Genomic DNA, 19,155 nt, shown 5'->3' with positions numbered 1-19,155 from the left:
GCGGGGCGGTGCCCCGGGCCCGCGCGGGGGGGGGGGGGGGGGGGGGGGGGGGGGCGGCCCCCCCCCCCCCCCCCCCCCCGCCGCCGCGTACACCTCGGCCGCCACGTCCTTCAGCTCCTCGGCGTCCCGCACCGCGCTCTGGAGATCGAGGAAGATCTCGTCGAGGCCGATCTCGGCGTGGGCGACCAGGTCCGCCACGATCTGCCCGACGTCGCCCTGGAAGGGCTGGCGGTCGTCGCCCGCGTACGGCTTGGGCGTGTAGCGCGGGTTCGTGCGCAGCACGGTCCGCAGCGGCCGGCTGCGCCCGCGCTCGGCCGCCAGGTCCTGCAACTGGCGCCACTGTGAGGCCAGTTGGTCGACGCCCATGCCGATCGGCATCCAGCCGTCCGCGTGGTCGACGAGCCTGCGGCGCGCCTTGCCCGTGTTGGCGGCGAGCAGGATCGGGATCGGCCGGGCCGGCTTGGGGCCGACCACCGCAGAGGCGATCTTGGTGAGGGTGCCGTCGTGGACCACCGGGTCGGGGCCCCACACCGCGCGGCACACCTCGATCACCTCGTCCAGGGCGTCGCCGCGCTCCGCGAAGGGCCGCGCGGAGGCCGCCGCGTACTCGTCGAGCGACCAGCCCGTGCCAAGGCCCGCCACGACCCGGCCGCCGCTGGCCGCGTCGAGGGAGGCGAGGGACTTGGCGAGCTGGAAGGGCATGTGCAGCGGAGCGACCAGGACGCTCGTGCCGAGCTCGGCACGCTCGGTGGCCGCGGCCGCGAGGGTCAGGGTCACCAGCGGGTCGGCGACAGCCCGGTAGGAGTCCGGCCAGGCCAGCCCCTCGACGCCGTACAGCCCCTGGGTCGGGGGGTCCGGGAACAGGGCCCGCTCGAAGACCCACAGGCTGTCGAACCCGATCTCCTCCGCGGCGCGTGCCACGGCGGGCACGTCCCGTCCGAGGTCGTACTGCCTCATCTGCGGGAGGGCGAGGCCGAGTCGCGTCGTCATACAGCTGTACTCCTTCGCATCGGGGTGTGCCGAGGTGTCAACGTACAGTGAGCGTCCGGTTGTTCCGGCGAGGACCGCGGCGCGTGGCCGGATCAGGCCCGCAGGGGAGTGAGCAGCATCCGCCCGGCCAGGCCCACCGCCGCGTCGAGGCGGTCGCCGAACTCCTCGGCCAGGCCGGGGATCCCGCGCAGCGCCCACAGGGCCCGCGCCGCCGCCCAGGTCGCCTCGCGGGCCCGCTCCAGACTCCAGGAGCCCAGCAGATGGGTGAGCGGATCGGCGATCTGGAGCAGGTCGGGGCCCGGCATCAGCTCTTCGCGGATGCGTTCCTCCAGCGAGACGAGGAGATCGCCCACGCGGTCGAACTCGTCCTCCAGGTCGTCCGGTTCGCAGTCGAGCGTACGACAGCTGTCCACCACGGCGAGCGCGAGATCGTGCCCGATGTGCGCGTTGATGCCCGCGAGGGCGAACTGCAGGGGGCGTACCCCCGGATGGCGCCGGAAGCGCAGCAGCGGCCGCCAGCAGGCGGGCGCCCGGTCCTCCTCGGCCACCGCCAGATAGCGCTCCGCGAACCGCACGTCCAGGGTCTCCGCGGCCCGTCGGTCGGGGAACACCCCGGCGTCCAGCCGACGGTCGAACTCCTCGGTGACCGCGAGGTAGACGCGGTTGAAGACCGCGAGACCGTCCCGCTCGGGGAGCGTCGCGTCCAGGGCGCGCATACGGGCGACGACCGTGTCAACGGGAGTGGTGAACTGTGCCGACTGCGCCATGAGGGCAGCGTCCCAGTCCTAGGGTGGCCGGCGTGCCGCCGGGCCGACGGCTTCCCCAGAACGGGGGAACGCGGACGGGGCCGGAGCGGGGGAACCCTACGTGTCAGTCTTGCGTGTCCGGCGGCTCGTCGAGCGCGGGGCGGAGCGCGGCAGATCCGTGGGGCGCGGTGTCATGGTCGCCGTCGCCTCGGTCGTGGTCGCGGCCGGCACCGTGACGGGGACCGTGTCCGCGCTCGGCGACGGGCGTCCGGCGCCGGGCGCGCGAGCGCCGGTGGCCCGCTGGTCCGCGCCCTCCCCGTCCGGCGCGCCGGCCTCGGCGGGCGGTTCGGTCACCCCGTCCCCTGCGCGGCCGGCCTCCCCGGAGCCGGCCGTCGATCCCTCGCCGAGCACGGGCGGGTCACGGACCGCGGCGGGGCCCGCCCTCCTGTACCGCCACCCCGATTCCCAGGTGCGCGCGTGGGTCGACAGCCACCCCGGGGATCCCCGGCGCGCGGTCATCGCGTCCCGGATCGCCGGCCGCCCGGCCGCGGTGTGGTTCGCGGACTTCACACCGTCCACCATCACCGCGCGGGTCGAGGCCGTGACCTCCGCGGCCGCCGAGCGGGGCGGGGTGCCGGTCCTCGTGCCGTACGCCGTCCCGCGGCGCGACTGCGGCGGGGCCTCGGAGGGCGGGGCGCCCGACCTCGCCGCGTACGACGGCTGGATCGACGGCTTCGCCGCGGGGCTCGGCTCCCGCGAGGTGGTCGTCGTCCTGGAACCCGACGCGATCGCCCAGTCCGACTGCCTGACCGCCCCGGAGCGGGCGGGCCGTCTCGCCTCCCTGGCCCGCGCGGGACGCGTCCTGAAGGCGGCGGACCCCCGGGCCCGGGTCTACTACGACGCGGGCAACTCCGACTGGAACCCGGCGGCCGCGCAGGCCGCGCTGCTGCGCCGGGCGGGCGCGGCCTCCGCGGCCTCCTCCGACGGTGTCTTCACCAACGTCTCCAACTTCAACCGGACCGATGACGAGACCGCCTACGCCCGGCGCGTCCTCGCCGCGCTCGGCGGTCCCCCGGACCTCGGCGCCGTCATCGACACCAGCCGCAACGGCAACGGCGCCGCCCCCGGCGGAGCGTGGTGCGATCCGCCGGGCCGCAGGATCGGTCCGGCGCCGACCCTGAGCACCGGGGAGGCCGGGATCGACGCCTATCTGTGGGTGAAGCCGCCGGGGGAGTCGGACGGCTGCCGGGGCGAGCCGGGAACCTTCTCGGCCGCGTACGCCTATGAGCTGGCGGGCTGATCCCCGGGCCCGTCGTACGCCGAGGTCCCCGAGTCGAGCAGCGGTTCCTGGCGCAGGTGGGCCGGGGCCATCGCCCGCAGCGCGTGGTAGCCGGTGATCACGACGACGGTGCCCAGCGCGATGCCGTTCAGCGAGAAGTTGTCCGTGAACTTCAGGGTGACGCCGCCGATGCCGATGATGATGCCCGCGGCGGCGGGCACCAGGTTCAGCGGATTGCGCAGGTCCACCCGGGCGTTGAGCCAGATCTGGGCACCGAGCAGGCCGATCATGCCGTAGAGGATGACGGTGATCCCGCCGAGGACACCGCCCGGGATCGCCGCGACCACCGCGCCGAACTTGGGGCACAGTCCGAAGAGCAGGGCGAAGCCGGCCGCGGCCCAGTAGGCGGCGGTGGAGTAGACCCGGGTCGCGGCCATCACGCCGATGTTCTCGGAGTAGGTGGTGTTGGGCGGGCCGCCGACCGCGGTGGAGAGCATGGAGGCGGCGCCGTCCGCGGAGATCGCGGTGCCCAGTTCGTCGTCCAGCGGGTCTCCGGTCATCTCGCCGACCGCTTTGACGTGCCCCGCGTTCTCCGCGACCAGCGCGATGACCACCGGCAGGGCGACGAGGATCGCGGACCACTGGAACGTGGGTCCGTGGAAGGACGGCAGTCCGATCCAGTCGGCCTTCCCGACCCCGGAGAGGTCCAGGCGCCAGTGGTCGGTGACCTTGCCGCTCGCGTCCGCCGAGTGGATCCGGCCGAAGATCCGGTCGAAGGCCCAGGAGACGGCGTAACCGAAGACCAGCCCCAGGAAGATCGCGATGCGTGACCAGAAACCTCGCAGGCACACCACGGCCGCGCCGGTCACCAGCATGGTGAGCAGGGCCGTCCACTGGTCCTGCGGCCAGTAGGTGGAGGCGGTCACCGGCGCGAGGTTGAAGCCGATCAGCATGACCACGGCGCCGGTCACGATCGGCGGCATCGCCGCGTGGATGATCCGTGCCCCGAACCGCTGGACGGCCAGACCCACCAGGAACAGCGCGACGCCGACCACGAAGCACGCGCCGGTCACCGTGGCGCTGGTGCCGCCCTGCGCGCGGATCACGGCGGCGACGCCGACGAAGGAGAGCGAACAGCCCAGGTAGCTGGGCACCCGGCCGCGGGTGGAGAGCAGGAAGATGACCGTCGCGACACCGGACATCATGATCGCGAGGTTGGGGTCGAGTCCCATCAGGACGGGTGCCACGAAGGACGCCCCGAACATGGCCACCACATGCTGGGCGCCGAGCCCGAAGGTCCGGGGCCAGGAGAGGCGTTCATCGGGGCGGACGACCGCTCCGGGGGCGGGGGTCCGCCCGTCGCCGTGCAGTTTCCAGCGCACGCCGAGGTCCATGGTGAGGGTTCGCTTTCTCTGTACGTGAATGTGTCCGGACCATTGTCACGTCCCACCAGCCGCTCTACGCTCGCACGGTCCTTCTCGTGAACATCGTTCATATGTCTGATCGGAGTGTTCTGTGAGTGCACGATCCAGACTGGGCCTGGTGATCGCGGCGGCCACCGTCACGCTCGCGACCCTCGTCGCCCCCTCGGCGTCCGCTCGTACGGAGTCCATGGACGCACCCCCGGTCACCCGCGCTCTGTCGGCGCGTGCGGAGTCCATGGACGCGCCGGCGGGGTCCGGACGGGCCGCGCCCGGACTGCCGAGGACCGTCGTCCTCGACGGTGCCCGGCTGCGGCGCACCCGCGCCCGCCTGGACCACGGCGACCGCCGACTCGCCCTCGCTCTGCGCCGGTTGACGGCCCGCGCCGACAACTGGCTGGACCAGGGCCCCTGGACGGTCGTCGACAAGCCGAGGCCCGCTCCCGGCGGCGACGTTCACGACTACCTCAGCCAGGCTCCCTACTGGTGGCCCTCGCGACCGGCCACCGCCGACAATCCCTGGGGCTGCCCCTACGTCCAGCGTGACGGGCAGCGCAATCCCGAGGTGGACACCGGCACCGACCGCCAGGATGTCGAGAAGGTGTTCGACTCGACCTATGACCTCGCGCTCGCCTGGTACTACACCGGCGAGAAGCGGTACGCCGTGAAGGCCTCCCAGGTCCTGCGCACCTGGTTCCTGGACCCGGCCACCCGGATGAACCCGAACCTGGACCACGGCCAGTTCATCCCCTGCAAGTACGACGGCCGGGCCATCGGCGTCATCGACTTCTCGCAGTCCTGCACGAGCGTCCTCGACGCGATCGCCCTCCTCGACACCGGCGCCCCCGGCTGGTCCCGGCGCGACCGGGCCGCGATGCTCGCCTGGAACACCGGCTACCGCGACTGGCTGACGGACAGCGCCTTCGGCAAGGAGGAGGGCGCCGCGCGGAACAACCACGGCACCTTCTACGACATGCAGCTCGCCGCCCTCGCGTACGCGACCGGCGACAAGGGCCTCGCCCGGCGGACCGTGCTCGCCGCGCGGAGCCTGCGCGTCGACCCGCAGATCGCCGCCGACGGCAGCCAGCCCCAGGAGCTCGCCCGCACCCGCAGCTGGCACTACTCGACCTTCGACCTGGTCGCGTACACCCGGCTCGCGGCCATCGGCCGGCACGTCGGCGTGGACCTCTGGTCCTATCGGGGACCGGACGGCCAGAGCCTGTTCAGGGCGGTCGACTACCTGCTGCCCGCGGCGACCGGAGCCGAACCGTGGAGCCACCCCGAGCTGGAGTTCCACCGCTTCGCGGCGAGTGACGTGGTGCGGGCCGCGGCGGACGCCGGGGACCGGGCCGCGCGGGCCGCCGTACCGGGGCTGGAGGCGCCGCCCGGCGGTGATCTGTGGGAGCTGCGGCCGGCCGCCGAGCAGCTCGACTCCATCGCGGGCTGATCCCGCCCGGCCGGGGTTCCTGAGCGTTTGCTTAGGATGGGGAGCGTCGTTTCAGCCAGGCACGCCCAGTCCGCGCGCCGCAGCACGCCCCAGGAGCCCCGCCCGTGACCGCCGAAGCCCCCGCCGCCCCCGTCCTCCCGTACGGACGCCTCCTGCCCGTCACCGTCCACTTCGACGACCTCGACGCGCTCGGACTGCTGCACAACGCCCGCTACCCGGTCATGGTCGAGCGCGCCTGGACCGCGCTGTGGAACGAGCGCGGCTTCGGGTTCGAGGGCGACTGGGAGGCGGCGGGCGACTCGTGCAACGCGGTCAAGGAACTGCGGATCACCTACGAGGCCCCGGTCAGCCGCCCCGGCGCGTACGCCGTCCACCTCTGGCTGGAAAGGCTCGGTAACACCGGACTGACGTACGGCTTCCGCTTCTGCTCCCTCGACGGCGCGGTCACCTACGCGCACGGAACCCGGGTGCTCGTACGGCTCGACGCCGGGACCCTGCGCCCGACGCCGTGGAGCGAGGGGTTCAGGGCCGTGGGCCGGGAACTGCTGCGCTCGGGGGACTGACCTTCGACGCGACGCGGTCTCCCGCCCGCAGCACACCCGCGAGCGCGGTGAGCCCGAACGCCAGCAGCGTGACCAGCCCGAACGACACCATGAGGTTCGTCGCCTGCGCCACCGACCCGATCAGACTCGGCGCGATGAGCCCCGAGGTGTACGTGATGGTCGCGACGCCGGCGATGGCCTGGCTGGGGTTGGGGCCGCTGCGCCCGGCCGCCGCGAAGCAGAGCGGGACGACGACCGCGATACCGAGCCCGAGCAGCGCGAAGCCGCCCATCGCCACCGCCGGATGACCCGCCACGACGATCAGCACCCCGCCGAGCACGGCCAGTACGCCGCCCGCCCGCACGGTACGCACGGCGCCGAAACGGTTCACCACCGAGTCGCCGGCCAGCCGGGCCACCGCCATGGTCAGCATGAAACCGGTGGTCGAGGCCGCGGCGAGACCGGCCGAACTGTCCAGCCGGTCGCGCAGATAGACCGCCGACCAGTCCAGGCTCGCGCCCTCCGCGAAGACCGCGCAGAAGCCGACCGCGCCGATGAGCAGCGCAGACCGGGGCGGCAGCGCGAACCGCGGCGGCGGCTCCTCGTCCTCGGTGGGCTGAAGATCGAGCACCCAGCGGCAGGCGACCAGGCCGAGGAGGGTGAGGGTCCCCGCCGCCAGGGCGTGGTGCAGCCGCGCGTCGGCGCCCAGATGCGCGGCGAGCGTGCCGGCCGCCGCGCCGATCAGCGCGCCGCCGCTCCACATGCCGTGCAGCCCGGACATGATCGACTTGTCGAGGCGGTTCTCGACCTCGACACCCAGCGCGTTCATGGCGACGTCCGCCATCCCCGCCGTGGCGCCGTAGACGAACATCGCGAGGCACAGGGTCGGCAGGTTCGGCGCCAGGGACGGCAGGATCAGGGCCAGCGTCCACAGGGCCATGAGTCCGCGCAGCGCCGTGCGGCTGCCGAAGCGGTGGGTGATGCGGCCGGCCAGCGGCATCGAGCAGGACGCGCCGAGCGCGGTGAAGGCGAGAGCGAATCCGAGCTGCCCCGCGCTGACCGACGCGTGGTCCTGGATCCACGGCACGCGGGTCGCGAAGGACCCGGTGACGGCTCCGTGCACGGCGAACACGGCCGCCACGGCGTACCGGGCGCGCCTGACCACGCGCTGGTCGTAGACCACTTCACTCATGCTCGGGCCCCTCCCCGGTCGATGGTTCCACGTCGTGCCGCCGTAAACTATCAGGAACCCTGCCTGATAAATAGATGACCGCTCGCCGCCCGGTCGCCCGGTGGCCTCGCCGGTCTGGGAGGATTCCCGCCATGCCCGCATCCCCGAGCACCGCACGGGCCATCAACGACCGGCTCGCCCTGCGGCTGTTGCAGCAGGAAGGCCCCTTGACGGCAGGGCGGCTGAAACAGCTCACCGGACTGTCCCGGCCCACGGTCGCCGACCTCGTCGAACGCCTCACCGCCTCCGGACTCGTCACCGTCGTCGGGGAATCGGGGGAGCAGCGGCGCGGCCCGAACGCCCGGGTCTACGGGATCGTCGCGGACCGCGCGCATCTGGCCGCACTGGACGTCCGGACGGAGGGCGTCTCGGTCGTCGTCTCCGACCTGGTCGGCCGGGTCCTGGCCGAGGCGTCCGTGCCCATCGGCGAGGGCACCGGGACCGGGCCGGCGGTGGAGCAGGCGGTCGCGCTGGTCGAGCGGGTGGCGAAGGAGGCAGGCTCCCTCGGGGCGGCGCCCCCGCGCGCACTCGTCCGGGGGTGGGGCAGGCTGCACACCGTGGGTATCGGGGCGCCCGGCCTGATCGACCCCGCCACCGGCGAACTCCGCAACTCCACCGGCCTGCCCGCGTGGCACCGGCGGCTGGTCGCGGTCCTTCAGGAGCGGCTTCCCGAGGCCCGCGTCCTCGTCGAGAACGAGACCAATCTCGCGGCCCTCGCCGAACAGCGCGAAGGAGTCGCCCGGGACCGCGACACGTTCGTCCTGCTGTGGCTCGGCCACGGCACCGGCGCCGCCGTCGTCCTCGACGGCGCCCTGCGCCGCGGAGCCTCCGGAGGGACCGGGGAGATCGGTTTCCTTCCGGTGCCGGGCACCACGAGTCTCCCCTCGGCGACCGACTGCGGGGGCGGCTTCCACTCGCTGGTGGGGTCCGCGGCGATCGCGGAGCTGGCGGCGCGGCACGGTGTCCGGGCGCGGCCCGAGGGCTACGAACCGCACGCCGCGGCGCTGGTGCGGCAGGCGCTGGAGACCTCCGGCACGCCGGCCGCCGACGGCTTCCTCGACGTCCTCGCCGACCGCCTGGCCATCGGGGCGGCCTCCGTCAGTGCCGTGCTGGACCCCGGGTGTGTGGTCCTGGGCGGCGAGGTCGGCCAGGCGGGCGGCACCGCGCTCGCCGCTCGGGTCGAGCGACGGCTCGCCCGTATCTCGCCGCTTCCGACCGAGGTGCGCGCGAGCCCGCTGGGCGGAGGCGCGGTCCTGCGCGGCGCCCTGCTCACGGCACGCGACGGCGCCCAGGACGAGTTGTTCGCTCCGCCGTCGTCGCGATAGGACCCCGGGGGGCCGGAGGGGGGTTCATCGGCAGGCGCACCATGCCTGCTGGAGACCCGGCGGCGGGGCAAGGGCCTTCGTCACCGCCGCCGGGTCGATCGTGGGGGGACCGGCTATGAATGATCACGCAGTCTTGATCGAGGACATTAAGAGGACTAGACCAGAGCGTCAATAGGTATGGACCAGTCGGCGTACAGGAGCCGTGTCACAAGACCGCCCGGACCCAAGGAGGTTGACCGGTGAAACCCTTGCGCGGAAGTCCATGGAGACCGGCTGTGAGCCAGCCCACAGAGGTGCGGCCGTATGGCTGTCGATCGGGCGTGGCACACTGGCCATGTACCAGAAGCAGCGCACTCCGGGGTCGGTGTAATTCCGAACCGGCGGTTATAGTCCGCGACCCGGCCGCTTCCAGCGGCCGGTTGACCAGGTGGAATTCCTGGACCGACGGTTAAAGTCCGGATGGGAGGCAGTGCGCGGCGGGCGGGTATGTCGTGCGTGCCGTCGTTTGTCGCTCCTCGTCCCGTGGGACGGGTGTCCTCTCGGCGTCGCCCCCGATGTGCCGCGGTCCGCTCATTCTGTCGTCATCGACAGCCCCGGAGTCCGTGCCCCATGAGGCAGGAGGACCCGGGAAGTGTTCACCGGAATCGTCGAAGAGCTGGGTGAGGTCACCGCCGTCGAGATTCTCGACGACGCCTCGCGTTTCCGGCTGCGTGGCCCCGTCGTCACGCAGGGCGCGCAGCACGGCGACTCCATCGCCGTCAACGGAGTCTGTCTCACCGTCGTCGAGCACGAGGGCGACGAGTTCACCGCCGACGTCATGGCCGAGACCCTCAGCCGCTCCAGCCTCGGGGCCCTCACCGTCGGCTCCCGCGTCAACCTGGAACGGCCGATGGCCGTGGGCGAGCGCCTCGGCGGCCACATCGTGCAGGGACACGTCGACGGCACCGGCGCGGTCATCGAGCGCAAGCCGTCCGAGAACTGGGAGATCGTCAAGATCTCGCTGCCCGCCGACCTTTCGCGCTATGTGGTCGAGAAGGGCTCCATCACCGTCGACGGCATCAGCCTGACGGTGGTCGACGCCGGCCCCGACTTCTTCACCGTGAGCCTCATCCCCACCACCCTCGACCTGACCACGCTGGGCCGCAAGCAGCCCGGCGACCCGGTCAACCTCGAGGTCGACGTGATCGCCAAGTACGTCGAGCGGCTGCTCGGCGCACGCGGCGAACAGCCCACGGGTCTGCCCGGTACCCAGGGGGCCGGCCAGTGAACTGGCTCAACTCCGAGGCCTTCGTCCTCCTCGACCAGCACATCATGTGGTCGGACATGATCGGCAACGTGATCGGTCTGATCGCCCTCGCGCTCGGCTGGCGCCGCTCCGTGTGGAGCTGGCCCGTCCAGCTCCTCTCCGGGATCGTCCTCTTCACCGCCTTCTTCGGCCATCTCACCGGCAGCGCCGGCAAGCAGGTCGTCGTCATCGTCGTCGCCCTGTGGGGCTGGTGGCAGTGGAACCGCGGCGAGGGCAAGGACGGGCGGGTCTCCGTACGGTTTGCCACCTGGCGCGAGCGGGCGTACATGGTGGGCGCCGCCGTCGTGGGCACCCTCGCGGTCAGCGGTCTCTTCCACGCGTACCCGACGCTGTCCTGGGACCCCTGGCCCGACGCCTACATCTTCGTCGGCACGATCGTCGCCATGTACGCGCAGGCCCGCGGCATGGTCGAGTTCTGGTTCGCCTGGCTGCTGGTCGACCTGGTGGGCGTCCCGCTCAACTTCGCGAACGGCTACGCCTTCTCCGGTTTCGTCTACGTCCTGTACGGCGCGCTCGTCCTGTGGGGCATGCGCGACTGGTGGCTGCGCTCCCGTGAGGCCGGGCAGCCCGTCATGGAAGGAGCCCCGGCATGACAACGGCGCCGGTTTGGTACAGCACCGGGCACGATCAGGATGTCTCGGACTTCGCGCTCGACCCCGTCGAGCAGGCCATCGCCGACATCGCGGCCGGCCGTCCCATCGTGGTCGTCGACGACGAGGACCGGGAGAACGAGGGAGACCTCGTCGTCGCCGCCGAGATGGCGACCCCCGAGATCGTCGCCTTCATGATGAGCGAGTGCCGCGGACTGATCTGCGCGCCCATGGAGGGCGACGAACTCGACCGGCTGCGCCTTCCGCAGATGGTCGACGACAACACCGAGTCGATGAAGACCGCGTTCACGGTGTCGGTGGACGCGTCCGCCGCCCACGGGGTGACCACCGGCATCTCGGCGGCCGACCGCGCCGCCACCCTGCGGCTCCTCGCGGACGGCGTCTCGGGGCCCGGCGACTTCGTGCGCCCCGGCCACGTCTTCCCGCTGCGCGCGCGGCCCGGAGGCGTGCTGGCCCGCAACGGCCACACCGAGGCCGCCGTCGACCTGGCCCGGCTGGCGGGACTGCGCCCGGCCGGAGCGATCGTCGAGATCGCCGGCGAGGACGGCCGGATGCTCCGGCTGCCCGAACTGATCCCCTTCGCCCGCAAGCACGGCCTGACGATCATCTCCATCGAGGACCTGATCGCCTACCGCCGCACGGCCGAGAGCACCCTGGCGGCCGAGACCGGGGCGGCCCCCGCCGCACCCACCGTCCGGCGCGAGGCCGAGGTCCGTCTCCCCACCGCCTTCGGCGCGTTCACCGCGTACGGCTACCGCTCCACCGCCGACGGCGTCGAGCACGTCGCCCTCGTCCACGGCGAGATCGGCGAGGGCGAGGACGTCCTCGTCCGGGTCCACTCCGAGTGCCTCACCGGCGATGTATTCCACTCGCACCGCTGCGACTGCGGCCCCCAGCTCCAGACCTCCATGGAGCGCATCCAGACCGAGGGCCGCGGCATCGTCGTCTACCTCCGCGGTCACGAGGGGCGCGGTATCGGGCTGCTGTCCAAGCTGCGCGCGTACGAGCTCCAGGAGCGCGGCCGGGACACCCTCGACGCCAACCTGGAACTCGGCCTGCCCGCCGACGCCCGGGACTACGGCGCGAGCGCGCGGATCCTGGAGGACCTCGGCGTCCGCAGCCTGCGCCTGATGACCAACAACCCCGACAAGACCGACGCGCTCGTCCGGTACGGCCTGCGGGTCACCGGACGGGAGCCGATGCCCGTCCAGGCGGGCGAGCACAATCTCGGCTACCTGCGGACCAAGCGGGACCGGATGGGACACGACCTCCCCTGGCTCGACGCGACCACCGTGTCGGCCTGCGGGAGTCAGTGACCCGTACGACCGGCACCACAGCGGGACACAGGACCACCGGCACGACAGCATCATCGGCACGACAGCACCATCGGTGCGGCGCAGCACCGGCGGCACAGCACTATCGGCAACACGGCACAGCGGGACTGAAGGAGACACGTGAGCGGCAAGGGTGCACCTGAACTGTCCGTACGCAACTGCGGCGACCTGCGGGTCGCGGTCATCGCGGCACAGTGGCACGACAAGGTGATGGACGGTCTCGTCGACGGCGCGCTGCGCGCCCTGCGCGAGCTGGGAATCGACGAACCGACCCTGTTGCGGGTCCCCGGCAGCTTCGAACTGCCGGTCGCGGCCAAGGTCCTCGCGGGCCGCGGCTACGACGCGATCGTGGCGCTCGGCGTCGTCATCCGCGGCGGAACCCCCCACTTCGAGTATGTGTGCCAGGGCGTCACCCAGGGCCTCACCCAGGTCTCCATCGACACCGGCGTCCCCATCGGCTTCGGTGTGCTGACCTGTGACACCGAGGAGCAGGCCCTGGACCGCGCGGGCATCGAGGGCTCCAACGAGGACAAGGGCCACGAGGCGGTGACGGCCGCCGTGGCGACCGCGGCCACCCTCCGCTCAGTATCTGAACCCTGGCACTGAGGTACGGCACCGACCGCGTAGGGTGAGGACCACCATGTCCAAGAAGACGTTCGAGGAGCTCTTCACCGAGCTCCAGCACAAGGCCGCCACGGGCGATCCCGCCACCTCGCGCACCGCCGAACTCGTCGGCAAGGGTGTTCATGCCATCGGCAAGAAGGTCGTCGAAGAGGCCGCAGAGGTCTGGATGGCCGCCGAGTACGAGGGCAAGGACGCCGCCGCCGAGGAGATCTCGCAGCTGCTCTACCACGTCCAGGTGATGATGGTCGCGCGCGGGATCTCCCTCGACGACGTGTACGCGCATCTGTAGGGGCGCACTCAGCAGCGCCCCCACCGAGCATGTCCGTCCCACCCAGCCGAACAATCTCTAGCAAAGGAAGCCGACCTCATGCTGCGCATCGCCGTCCCCAACAAGGGTTCCCTCTCAGGACCTGCGGCGGACATGCTGCATGAGGCCGGCTACCAGCAGCGCCGGGAGTCCAAGGAACTGCGGATCGTCGACCCGAACAACGAGGTCGAGTTCTTCTACCTCCGCCCCCGCGACATCGCGATCTACGTCTCCTCCGGCCGGCTCGACATCGGCATCACCGGCCGCGACCTGCTGGTCGACTCCGGAGCCAACGCCGAGGAGATCCTCCCGCTCGGCTTCGCCCGCTCCACCTTCCGCTTCGCCTCCAAGCCGGGCACCGCGAAGGGCATCGCGGACCTGAACGGCAAGACGATCGCCACCTCCTACGAGGGCATCGTCGCGGGGCACCTCGCCGACCACGGCGTCGACGCCTCCGTCGTACACCTCGACGGCGCCGTCGAGACCGCCATCGAACTCGGTGTCGCCGAGGTCATCGCGGACGTCGTCGAGACGGGCACCTCGCTGCGCAACGCGGGCCTGGAAATCTTCGGCGAGCCGATCATGAAGTCCGAGGCCGTCGTCGTCCGCCGCGTCGGATCCGGCCCCACCGAGGACGCCGAGCCCAAGGTCCAGCAGTTCCTGCGCCGCCTCCAGGGCGTGCTGGTCGCGCGGACCTACGTGATGATGGACTACGACTGCCGCGCCGAGCACCTGGAGAAGGCCGTCGCGCTCACTCCCGGCCTGGAGTCGCCGACCATCTCGCCGCTGCACAACGAGGGCTGGGTCGCCGTCCGCGCCATGGTCCCCTCCAAGGAGGCCCAGCGGATCATGGACGACCTGTACGAGCTCGGCGCGCGGGCCATCCTGACCACGGCCATCCACGCCTGCCGGCTCTGACGGGATCACTGCACATGTCGGACCTTCCCACCCTTCCCATAACCTTCCGCCCCTCCCGCACCCGGGCGGTGCTGCTCACCGCGGGCGCGTCGATCCTTGTGGTCATCACCACGGTCGCCATGCTTCTGGAGCAACTCGGCCCGGGAGAGCGGCTCAGCTTCATCTTCACCGCGGCGCTGCTCTTCGGAGTGCTCCTGCTGCTCTCGCGGCCCAAGGTCGTCGCCGACGAGAGCGGTGTCACGGTCGTCAACATCGCGAGCCGCCGGCACCTGGACTGGGCGGAGATCCTCCAGGTCAACCTGCGTCCGGGCGACCCCTGGGTGTTCCTCGACCTCAGTGACGGCACCAGTCTCCCGGTCCTCGGCATCCAGCCGGGCATCGCCCGGCAGCGCGCCATCGAGGACGCCCGAGCCCTGCGCGCCCTGGCCTCGGCCCGTGGAATCCAGGAGCCCGACGGGCAACGTGACGAACATCAGGGCTGACTCTCGGCCTCCCACCCTGCCCTGAGAGCCCTTGTCTTGATTAATCTGTCGGCGGAGGCGTTTTTCATCGCGCCTCCGCCTCTCATGTGCTCCCGCCCTCAGAGGCCCCCTGCTACCCGAGGAGTGACTCCCTCCAGCGATGGACGGATCGTCCTGTAGTACCTGCGCCGCCCCCTTCCGACATAGCGAGGCGGCGGCATGACCATCCCCCTGTTGCTCCTTGGCGCGGCATTCCTGCTGATTCTCGCCAACGGCTTCTTCGTGGCCGCCGAGTTCGGGCTCGTCACCGTCGAGCGCCCCGACGCCGAGAAGGCCGCGGCCGAAGGCGACAAGCGCGCCGGCACGGTCGTCGCGTCGCTCAAGGAGCTGTCCTTCCAGCTCTCGGGCACCCAGCTCGGCATCACCATCACCTCGCTCGTCGTCGGCATGCTCGCCGAACCGGCGCTGGCCGAGCTCCTGCACGGCCCGTTCACGGCGATCGGGCTGCCCGAGGGCGCCGTGCCCGGCGTCGCCGTGGTGGTCGGCATGCTGCTGGCCTCCGCCGTGCAGATGGTGGTCGGGGAACTCGTGCCCAAGAACTGGGCGGTGTCCAAGCCGCTTCAGGTGGCCCGCTTCGTCGCCGGTCCGCAGCACGTCTTCTCCAGCCTCTTCCGGCCGGTGATCGCCGCGCTGAACACCGTCGCCAACCGGCTCGTCCGCGCCCTGGGCGTGGAACCCGCCGACGAACTGGCCTCCGCCCGCACCCCGGGCGAACTCGTCTCCCTCGCTCGCCACTCGGCCCGCGCGGGAGCCCTGGAGCAGGACACCGCGGACCTCTTCGTCCGCACGATGTCCCTGGCCGACCTCACCGCGCAGCACGTCATGACGCCGCGGGTGAAGGTCAGCGCCCTCCAGTCCTCGGCCACGGCCGAGGACGTGGTCAACCTCACCCGTGCCACCGGTCTGTCCCGCTTCCCCGTCTACCGGGAGCGGATCGACGAGATCGTCGGCATGGTCCACCTCAAGGACGCCCTCGCGATCCCCTCGCGCGACCGGCTGCGCACACCCGTCGGCCGGATCGCCCAGGCCCCCCTGCTCGTCCCGGAGACCCTGCCCGTGCAGCCCCTCCTGGAGCGGCTGCGCAGTGAACAGCCGATCGCCGTCGTCGTCGACGAGTACGGCGGCACGGCCGGCGTGGTCACCCTGGAGGACATCGTCGAGGAACTCGTCGGCGAGGTCCGCGACGAGCACGACGACGAGCAGGGCGAGCCGCCCGAGCTCGCGGCCGCGCCCCCCGAGGACGGCAGGCCCGCCTGGGACGCCGACGGCAGCTGCCGGGTCGACATCCTGCAGCGCATAGGCCTCGACGTACCCGAGGGACCGTACGAGACCGTGGCAGGTCTCGTCGCCGACCTGCTCGGCAGGATCCCGGCCCCCGGCGACAAGGCCGAGCTCCCGGGCTGGCGTCTCGTCGTGCGACAGGTCGGGCACTACCGTGCCGAACGCGTCCGCCTCGTGCGTACGGCGCTCGCCCCGGAGGCCGTCCGATGAGCATGCTCCAACTGCTGTTCGCGGGCCTGCTCGTGCTCGCCAACGGCTTCTTCGTCGGCGCCGAGTTCGCGCTCGTGTCCGTACGGCGCAGTCAGATCGAACCGCTGGGCACCGCCCGCTCCCGGCAGGTCCTGTACGGCCTGGAGCGGCTCCCGCAGATGATGGCGGCGGCCCAGTTCGGCATCACCATGTGCTCGCTGACGCTCGGCGCGGTCGCCGAGCCCACGGTCGCCCAACTGCTGGAGCCGCTGTTCGAGGCGGTCCGCCTGCCGGACGGGGTGATCCACCCCCTCGGCTATGTGATCGCGCTCGCCCTCGTCGTCTTCTTCCACCTCGTCATCGGCGAGATGGTCCCGAAGAACCTGGCGATGGCCGCGCCCGAGAAGACGGCCCTGTGGCTCAGCCCCGGACTGGTCGCCTTCGCCCGCGTGTGCCGCCCGGTCACGGTGGGCCTCGGTGCCTGCGCCCAGCTGATCCTCAAGCTGTTCCGGGTCGAACCCCGGGACGAGGTCGAAGCGGTCTTCACGAGCGAGCAGCTCAACCGGCTCGTCGAGGACTCAGGACAGGCGGGACTCCTCGACCCCGAGGAACAGGAGCGTCTCGAGGACGCCCTGGAACTCGGCTCCCGTCCGGTCACCGACGTCCTGCTCGACAGCGCCTCGCTGATCACCGTGGACCCCTCGGTCACCCCGGGCCAGATCGTCGCCCTCACCGCGCGCACCGGATACTCCCGGTTCCCGGTGGTCGCGGAGAACGGCGCCTTCATGGGCTGCTACCTCCATGTGAAGGACGTCCTCGACCTGGAGGAGTCCGAGCGCGCGGTCCCGCAGCAGATGTGGCGGCCGATGACCACCCTGCGCTCCGAACTCCCGCTGGACGACGCCCTCACCGTGATGCGCCGTGCCGCCACCCATCTGGCCCAGGTCGCCGACGCCACGGGGAAGGTCATGGGCCTCGTGACGCTTGAGGACGTACTGGAACTGCTGGTCGGCGAGGTACGGGACCCGGCGCACCGCGATGTCACGCCGGTACGGGTCGCGGAGCCGCGGGTCGGCCAGGCCGAGGAGGCGCTGGCGAGCTGACCGCGAGCGTGGGCCCCGGTTCCCGGGGGCCGTGCGACCCGTGAGGGTCGTACGGCCCCGGAGGGAACCGGGGCCTTCTCACATCGCCGACGGATCCTGCGGGCCCCGGCCCGACAGGACCTCTCCGTAGGCCTGCATGAGGTCGGGCAGACGCAGCGTCGACAGATCGTCGCGCGACGGAGTGCCCGGGTATCCCGACAGCCGCAGATCGCGGTACGCGCAGCTCTTCTCGTACAGGGTGCGCAGGAAGCGGCCGTTGCCGAGCTCGTCGATCCAGCCCTGGTCGACGACGTGCCCGGCGATCGAACGCAGTTCGTCCAGCGCCTCCTCGTCCCAGATGTCACCGTTCTCGGCGGCCAGCACCTCGCCGATGGAGGTCAGTTCGAGCGGGCGGTAGGAGGGGAAGTCCACGCGGCTGGTGAAGCGCGAGGAGAGACCGGGGTTCGCGGCGAGCAGCCGGTCCATGCCCTCGGGGTAGCCGGCGAGGATGACGACCAGGTGGTCCCGGTTGTCCTCGGCCCGCTTCAGCAGCACCTGAAGGGCCTCGTCGCCGTACGCGTCGCCCTTGCCGTAACCGGAGTTGGACAGGGAGTACGCCTCGTCCACGAACAGGACGCCGCCGATCGCCGAGTCGATCAGCTCGTTGGCCTTCACGGCGGTCTGGCCGAGGTACTCGCCGACCAGGTCGGCGCGCTGGGCCTCCACCAGATGGTCCCCGCCGAGCAGCCCGAGCGCGTAGAACACCCGCCCGAGGATGCGCGCCACCGTGGTCTTGCCGGTGCCGGAGGGGCCGGAGAAGACGAAGTGCCGCTTCGGCGGCTGCACCGGCAGCCCCTGCCCGGTGCGCAGCCTGGCCATGTTCAACTGCGCCGACAACGCCTTGACCTGGCGTTTCACTGGTTCCAGGCCCACCATGCGCTCCAGTTCGGCGAGCGCCTCGTCGAGCAGGGCCGGGTCGGTCGGTCCCGCCGGTATCGGCTGCACCGGAATCACGGCCTTCTCCCGGAAGCCGTCGGTCTGGGCCGGCAGCCCGCCGGGCGGCGACGGATCGGGGTCCGGGAGCCGCAGATCGCGCCCCTCGGTGCCGAACAGCGCGTCCATGCCGTCCGGGCCCTCCAGCACGTCCTGCCCGACCCCGGCGAGGGTGATCGCCGCGAGATCGGCGGCGGCGTCGTCGTACCCGTCCCCCTCGGCGATGGCCGCGAGCCGGGCCGAGGTGTCCATGAAGGAGGGGTCGACCCGGTGCACCGCCCGGTACAGGGGCAGTGCGGCGGCGGACCGGCCGGTGCCCTCGTGCGCGCGGGCCAGCCAGTACCGCAGCTCCTTGCGCTGCGGCTGTTCGCTGCGGCAGCGCATCAGCGCGGACGACAGCAGCGGCTCGGCCTGTCCGTACATCTCCAGCCGGACCCGCGCCATGCCGCCGAACAGCCCGGCCTCGATGCCGAGCATGGAATCGTTGATCAGCGGATCGGTGTGCCGTACCAACTGCTCCCAGTCCTTGACCAGATAGGCGCGGCACGCGTGCAGGAACCGCACCTGGTGGTCCGCGTCGACCGGCGGCAGGCCGGCCAACGCCCGGTCCAGTTCGGGGACATGACGCCCGTCGAGCCAGTGCGAGGCGTGCGCGAGCAGCAGGTCGCGCGGACTCTCCAGCACCGGCTGGACCCACCAGCCCAGCCAGTACCAGGAGTTGAGGGTGCGCCGGTGGCGGGAGCGCTGCTCGCCGAAGCGGTCCCGGTGCCGGAACATCCGCAGCAGCGCGGTCGTCGTGTCCACCCGTAGCGCGTGCAGTCCGAGCCAGCCGTCCGCCATGCCGGGGTCCATCCGGACCGCGGCGCGGAACTCCTCCTCCGCCTGCGGGTAGGCGCCCATCGTGTAGGCGTCCACACCCCGCAGCCAGGCGAGGTCGGCCGGGGCCTCGGGGCCCTGCGTGCCGAAGTCCATCACGTCCCCCACAAACCGTGCCCCCGATGGTCGGGG

The 19,155-nt window shown here is 71.9% G+C and carries 18 protein-coding genes and 1 riboswitch; of the genes, 13 read left to right on the top strand and 5 right to left on the bottom strand.

Annotated elements, in window-relative coordinates:
• Both ACF07B_RS40985 and ACF07B_RS40980 read right to left on the bottom strand, forming a co-directional pair.
• Positions 1–990 (bottom strand): LLM class F420-dependent oxidoreductase (locus ACF07B_RS40985; RefSeq protein WP_392182680.1); only part of this gene is annotated, 990 nt, incomplete at its 3' end.
• A 92-nt stretch (positions 991–1,082) separates the two neighbouring features.
• On the bottom strand, positions 1,083–1,757 hold the full coding sequence (locus tag ACF07B_RS40980) for a DUF5995 family protein (RefSeq protein WP_392182679.1): 675 nt from the start codon (positions 1,755–1,757) through the stop codon (positions 1,083–1,085).
• A 172-nt stretch (positions 1,758–1,929) separates the two neighbouring features.
• Between ACF07B_RS40980 and ACF07B_RS40975 the strand changes: the two genes are divergently transcribed.
• Positions 1,930–3,036, top strand: a complete 1,107-nt coding sequence (locus ACF07B_RS40975; protein WP_392182691.1) for a glycoside hydrolase family 6 protein — start codon at positions 1,930–1,932, stop codon at positions 3,034–3,036.
• On the opposite strand, the gene ACF07B_RS40970 is transcribed toward ACF07B_RS40975, so the two are convergent.
• Positions 3,018–4,409 (bottom strand): uracil-xanthine permease family protein, encoded by a 1,392-nt coding sequence (locus ACF07B_RS40970; RefSeq protein ID WP_392182678.1) that lies wholly within the window; start codon positions 4,407–4,409, stop codon positions 3,018–3,020. The genes ACF07B_RS40975 and ACF07B_RS40970 overlap by 19 nt on opposite strands.
• Positions 4,410–4,530: 121 nt before the next feature.
• On the opposite strand from ACF07B_RS40970, the gene ACF07B_RS40965 reads away from it, so the two are divergent.
• Both ACF07B_RS40965 and ACF07B_RS40960 read left to right on the top strand, forming a co-directional pair.
• A complete protein-coding gene (locus tag ACF07B_RS40965) occupies positions 4,531–5,883 on the top strand; it encodes an alginate lyase family protein (RefSeq protein ID WP_392182677.1) in 1,353 nt (450 codons plus the stop codon).
• A gap of 104 nt (positions 5,884–5,987) precedes the next feature.
• Positions 5,988–6,446: a thioesterase family protein gene (locus ACF07B_RS40960; RefSeq protein ID WP_362404701.1), complete on the top strand. Its 459-nt coding sequence runs from the start codon at positions 5,988–5,990 to the stop codon at positions 6,444–6,446.
• Here the strand turns inward: ACF07B_RS40960 and ACF07B_RS40955 are convergent.
• Positions 6,406–7,617, bottom strand: coding sequence for an MFS transporter (locus tag ACF07B_RS40955; protein ID WP_369482597.1), 1,212 nt, complete (start codon positions 7,615–7,617; stop codon positions 6,406–6,408). The genes ACF07B_RS40960 and ACF07B_RS40955 overlap by 41 nt on opposite strands.
• Positions 7,618–7,748: 131 nt before the next feature.
• Here ACF07B_RS40955 and ACF07B_RS40950 point away from each other — a divergent pair, with 131 nt between their 5' ends.
• The 10 genes from ACF07B_RS40950 (at position 7,749) to ACF07B_RS40905 (ending at position 17,175) form a co-directional block, all read left to right on the top strand.
• Positions 7,749–8,981 carry an ROK family transcriptional regulator gene (locus tag ACF07B_RS40950; protein WP_392182676.1) on the top strand — a complete coding sequence of 411 codons (1,233 nt, stop codon included), beginning with the start codon at positions 7,749–7,751 and terminating at the stop codon, positions 8,979–8,981.
• A gap of 346 nt (positions 8,982–9,327) precedes the next feature.
• Positions 9,328–9,458: riboswitch (FMN riboswitch) on the top strand.
• 154 nt (positions 9,459–9,612) lie between these two features.
• On the top strand, positions 9,613–10,248 hold the full coding sequence (locus tag ACF07B_RS40945; protein ID WP_362404690.1) for a riboflavin synthase: 636 nt from the start codon (positions 9,613–9,615) through the stop codon (positions 10,246–10,248).
• On the top strand, positions 10,245–10,880 hold the full coding sequence (locus ACF07B_RS40940; RefSeq protein WP_392182675.1) for a nicotinamide riboside transporter PnuC: 636 nt from the start codon (positions 10,245–10,247) through the stop codon (positions 10,878–10,880). Before ACF07B_RS40945 ends, ACF07B_RS40940 begins: the two co-directional genes overlap by 4 nt.
• On the top strand, positions 10,877–12,214 hold the full coding sequence (locus ACF07B_RS40935) for a bifunctional 3,4-dihydroxy-2-butanone-4-phosphate synthase/GTP cyclohydrolase II (RefSeq protein WP_369482600.1): 1,338 nt from the start codon (positions 10,877–10,879) through the stop codon (positions 12,212–12,214). Before ACF07B_RS40940 ends, ACF07B_RS40935 begins: the two co-directional genes overlap by 4 nt.
• A gap of 138 nt (positions 12,215–12,352) precedes the next feature.
• Complete coding sequence (gene ribH, locus ACF07B_RS40930) at positions 12,353–12,838, top strand: 6,7-dimethyl-8-ribityllumazine synthase (RefSeq protein ID WP_151468514.1); 486 nt, start codon at positions 12,353–12,355, stop codon at positions 12,836–12,838.
• Between the two features lie 34 nt (positions 12,839–12,872).
• Positions 12,873–13,145, top strand: coding sequence for a phosphoribosyl-ATP diphosphatase (locus tag ACF07B_RS40925; RefSeq protein WP_015661856.1), 273 nt, complete (start codon positions 12,873–12,875; stop codon positions 13,143–13,145).
• 78 nt (positions 13,146–13,223) lie between these two features.
• A complete protein-coding gene (gene hisG, locus ACF07B_RS40920) occupies positions 13,224–14,081 on the top strand; it encodes an ATP phosphoribosyltransferase (RefSeq protein ID WP_392182674.1) in 858 nt (285 codons plus the stop codon).
• A 14-nt stretch (positions 14,082–14,095) separates the two neighbouring features.
• Positions 14,096–14,563, top strand: a complete 468-nt coding sequence (locus tag ACF07B_RS40915; RefSeq protein WP_362404675.1) for a PH domain-containing protein — start codon at positions 14,096–14,098, stop codon at positions 14,561–14,563.
• 198 nt (positions 14,564–14,761) lie between these two features.
• Positions 14,762–16,093, top strand: a complete 1,332-nt coding sequence (locus tag ACF07B_RS40910; protein ID WP_369482603.1) for a hemolysin family protein — start codon at positions 14,762–14,764, stop codon at positions 16,091–16,093.
• On the top strand, positions 16,090–17,175 hold the full coding sequence (locus tag ACF07B_RS40905) for a hemolysin family protein (RefSeq protein ID WP_369482604.1): 1,086 nt from the start codon (positions 16,090–16,092) through the stop codon (positions 17,173–17,175). Before ACF07B_RS40910 ends, ACF07B_RS40905 begins: the two co-directional genes overlap by 4 nt.
• Before the next feature lie 78 nt (positions 17,176–17,253).
• Here the strand turns inward: ACF07B_RS40905 and ACF07B_RS40900 are convergent, their stop codons facing one another.
• Complete coding sequence (locus ACF07B_RS40900; RefSeq protein WP_362404667.1) at positions 17,254–19,119, bottom strand: AAA family ATPase; 1,866 nt, start codon at positions 19,117–19,119, stop codon at positions 17,254–17,256.
• Positions 19,120–19,155 lie beyond the last annotated feature (36 nt).

This window comes from Streptomyces sp. NPDC015532, assembly GCF_043078065.1.
GTDB lineage: Bacteria > Actinomycetota > Actinomycetes > Streptomycetales > Streptomycetaceae > Streptomyces.
This window is presented reverse-complemented; position numbering and strand designations above follow the sequence as displayed.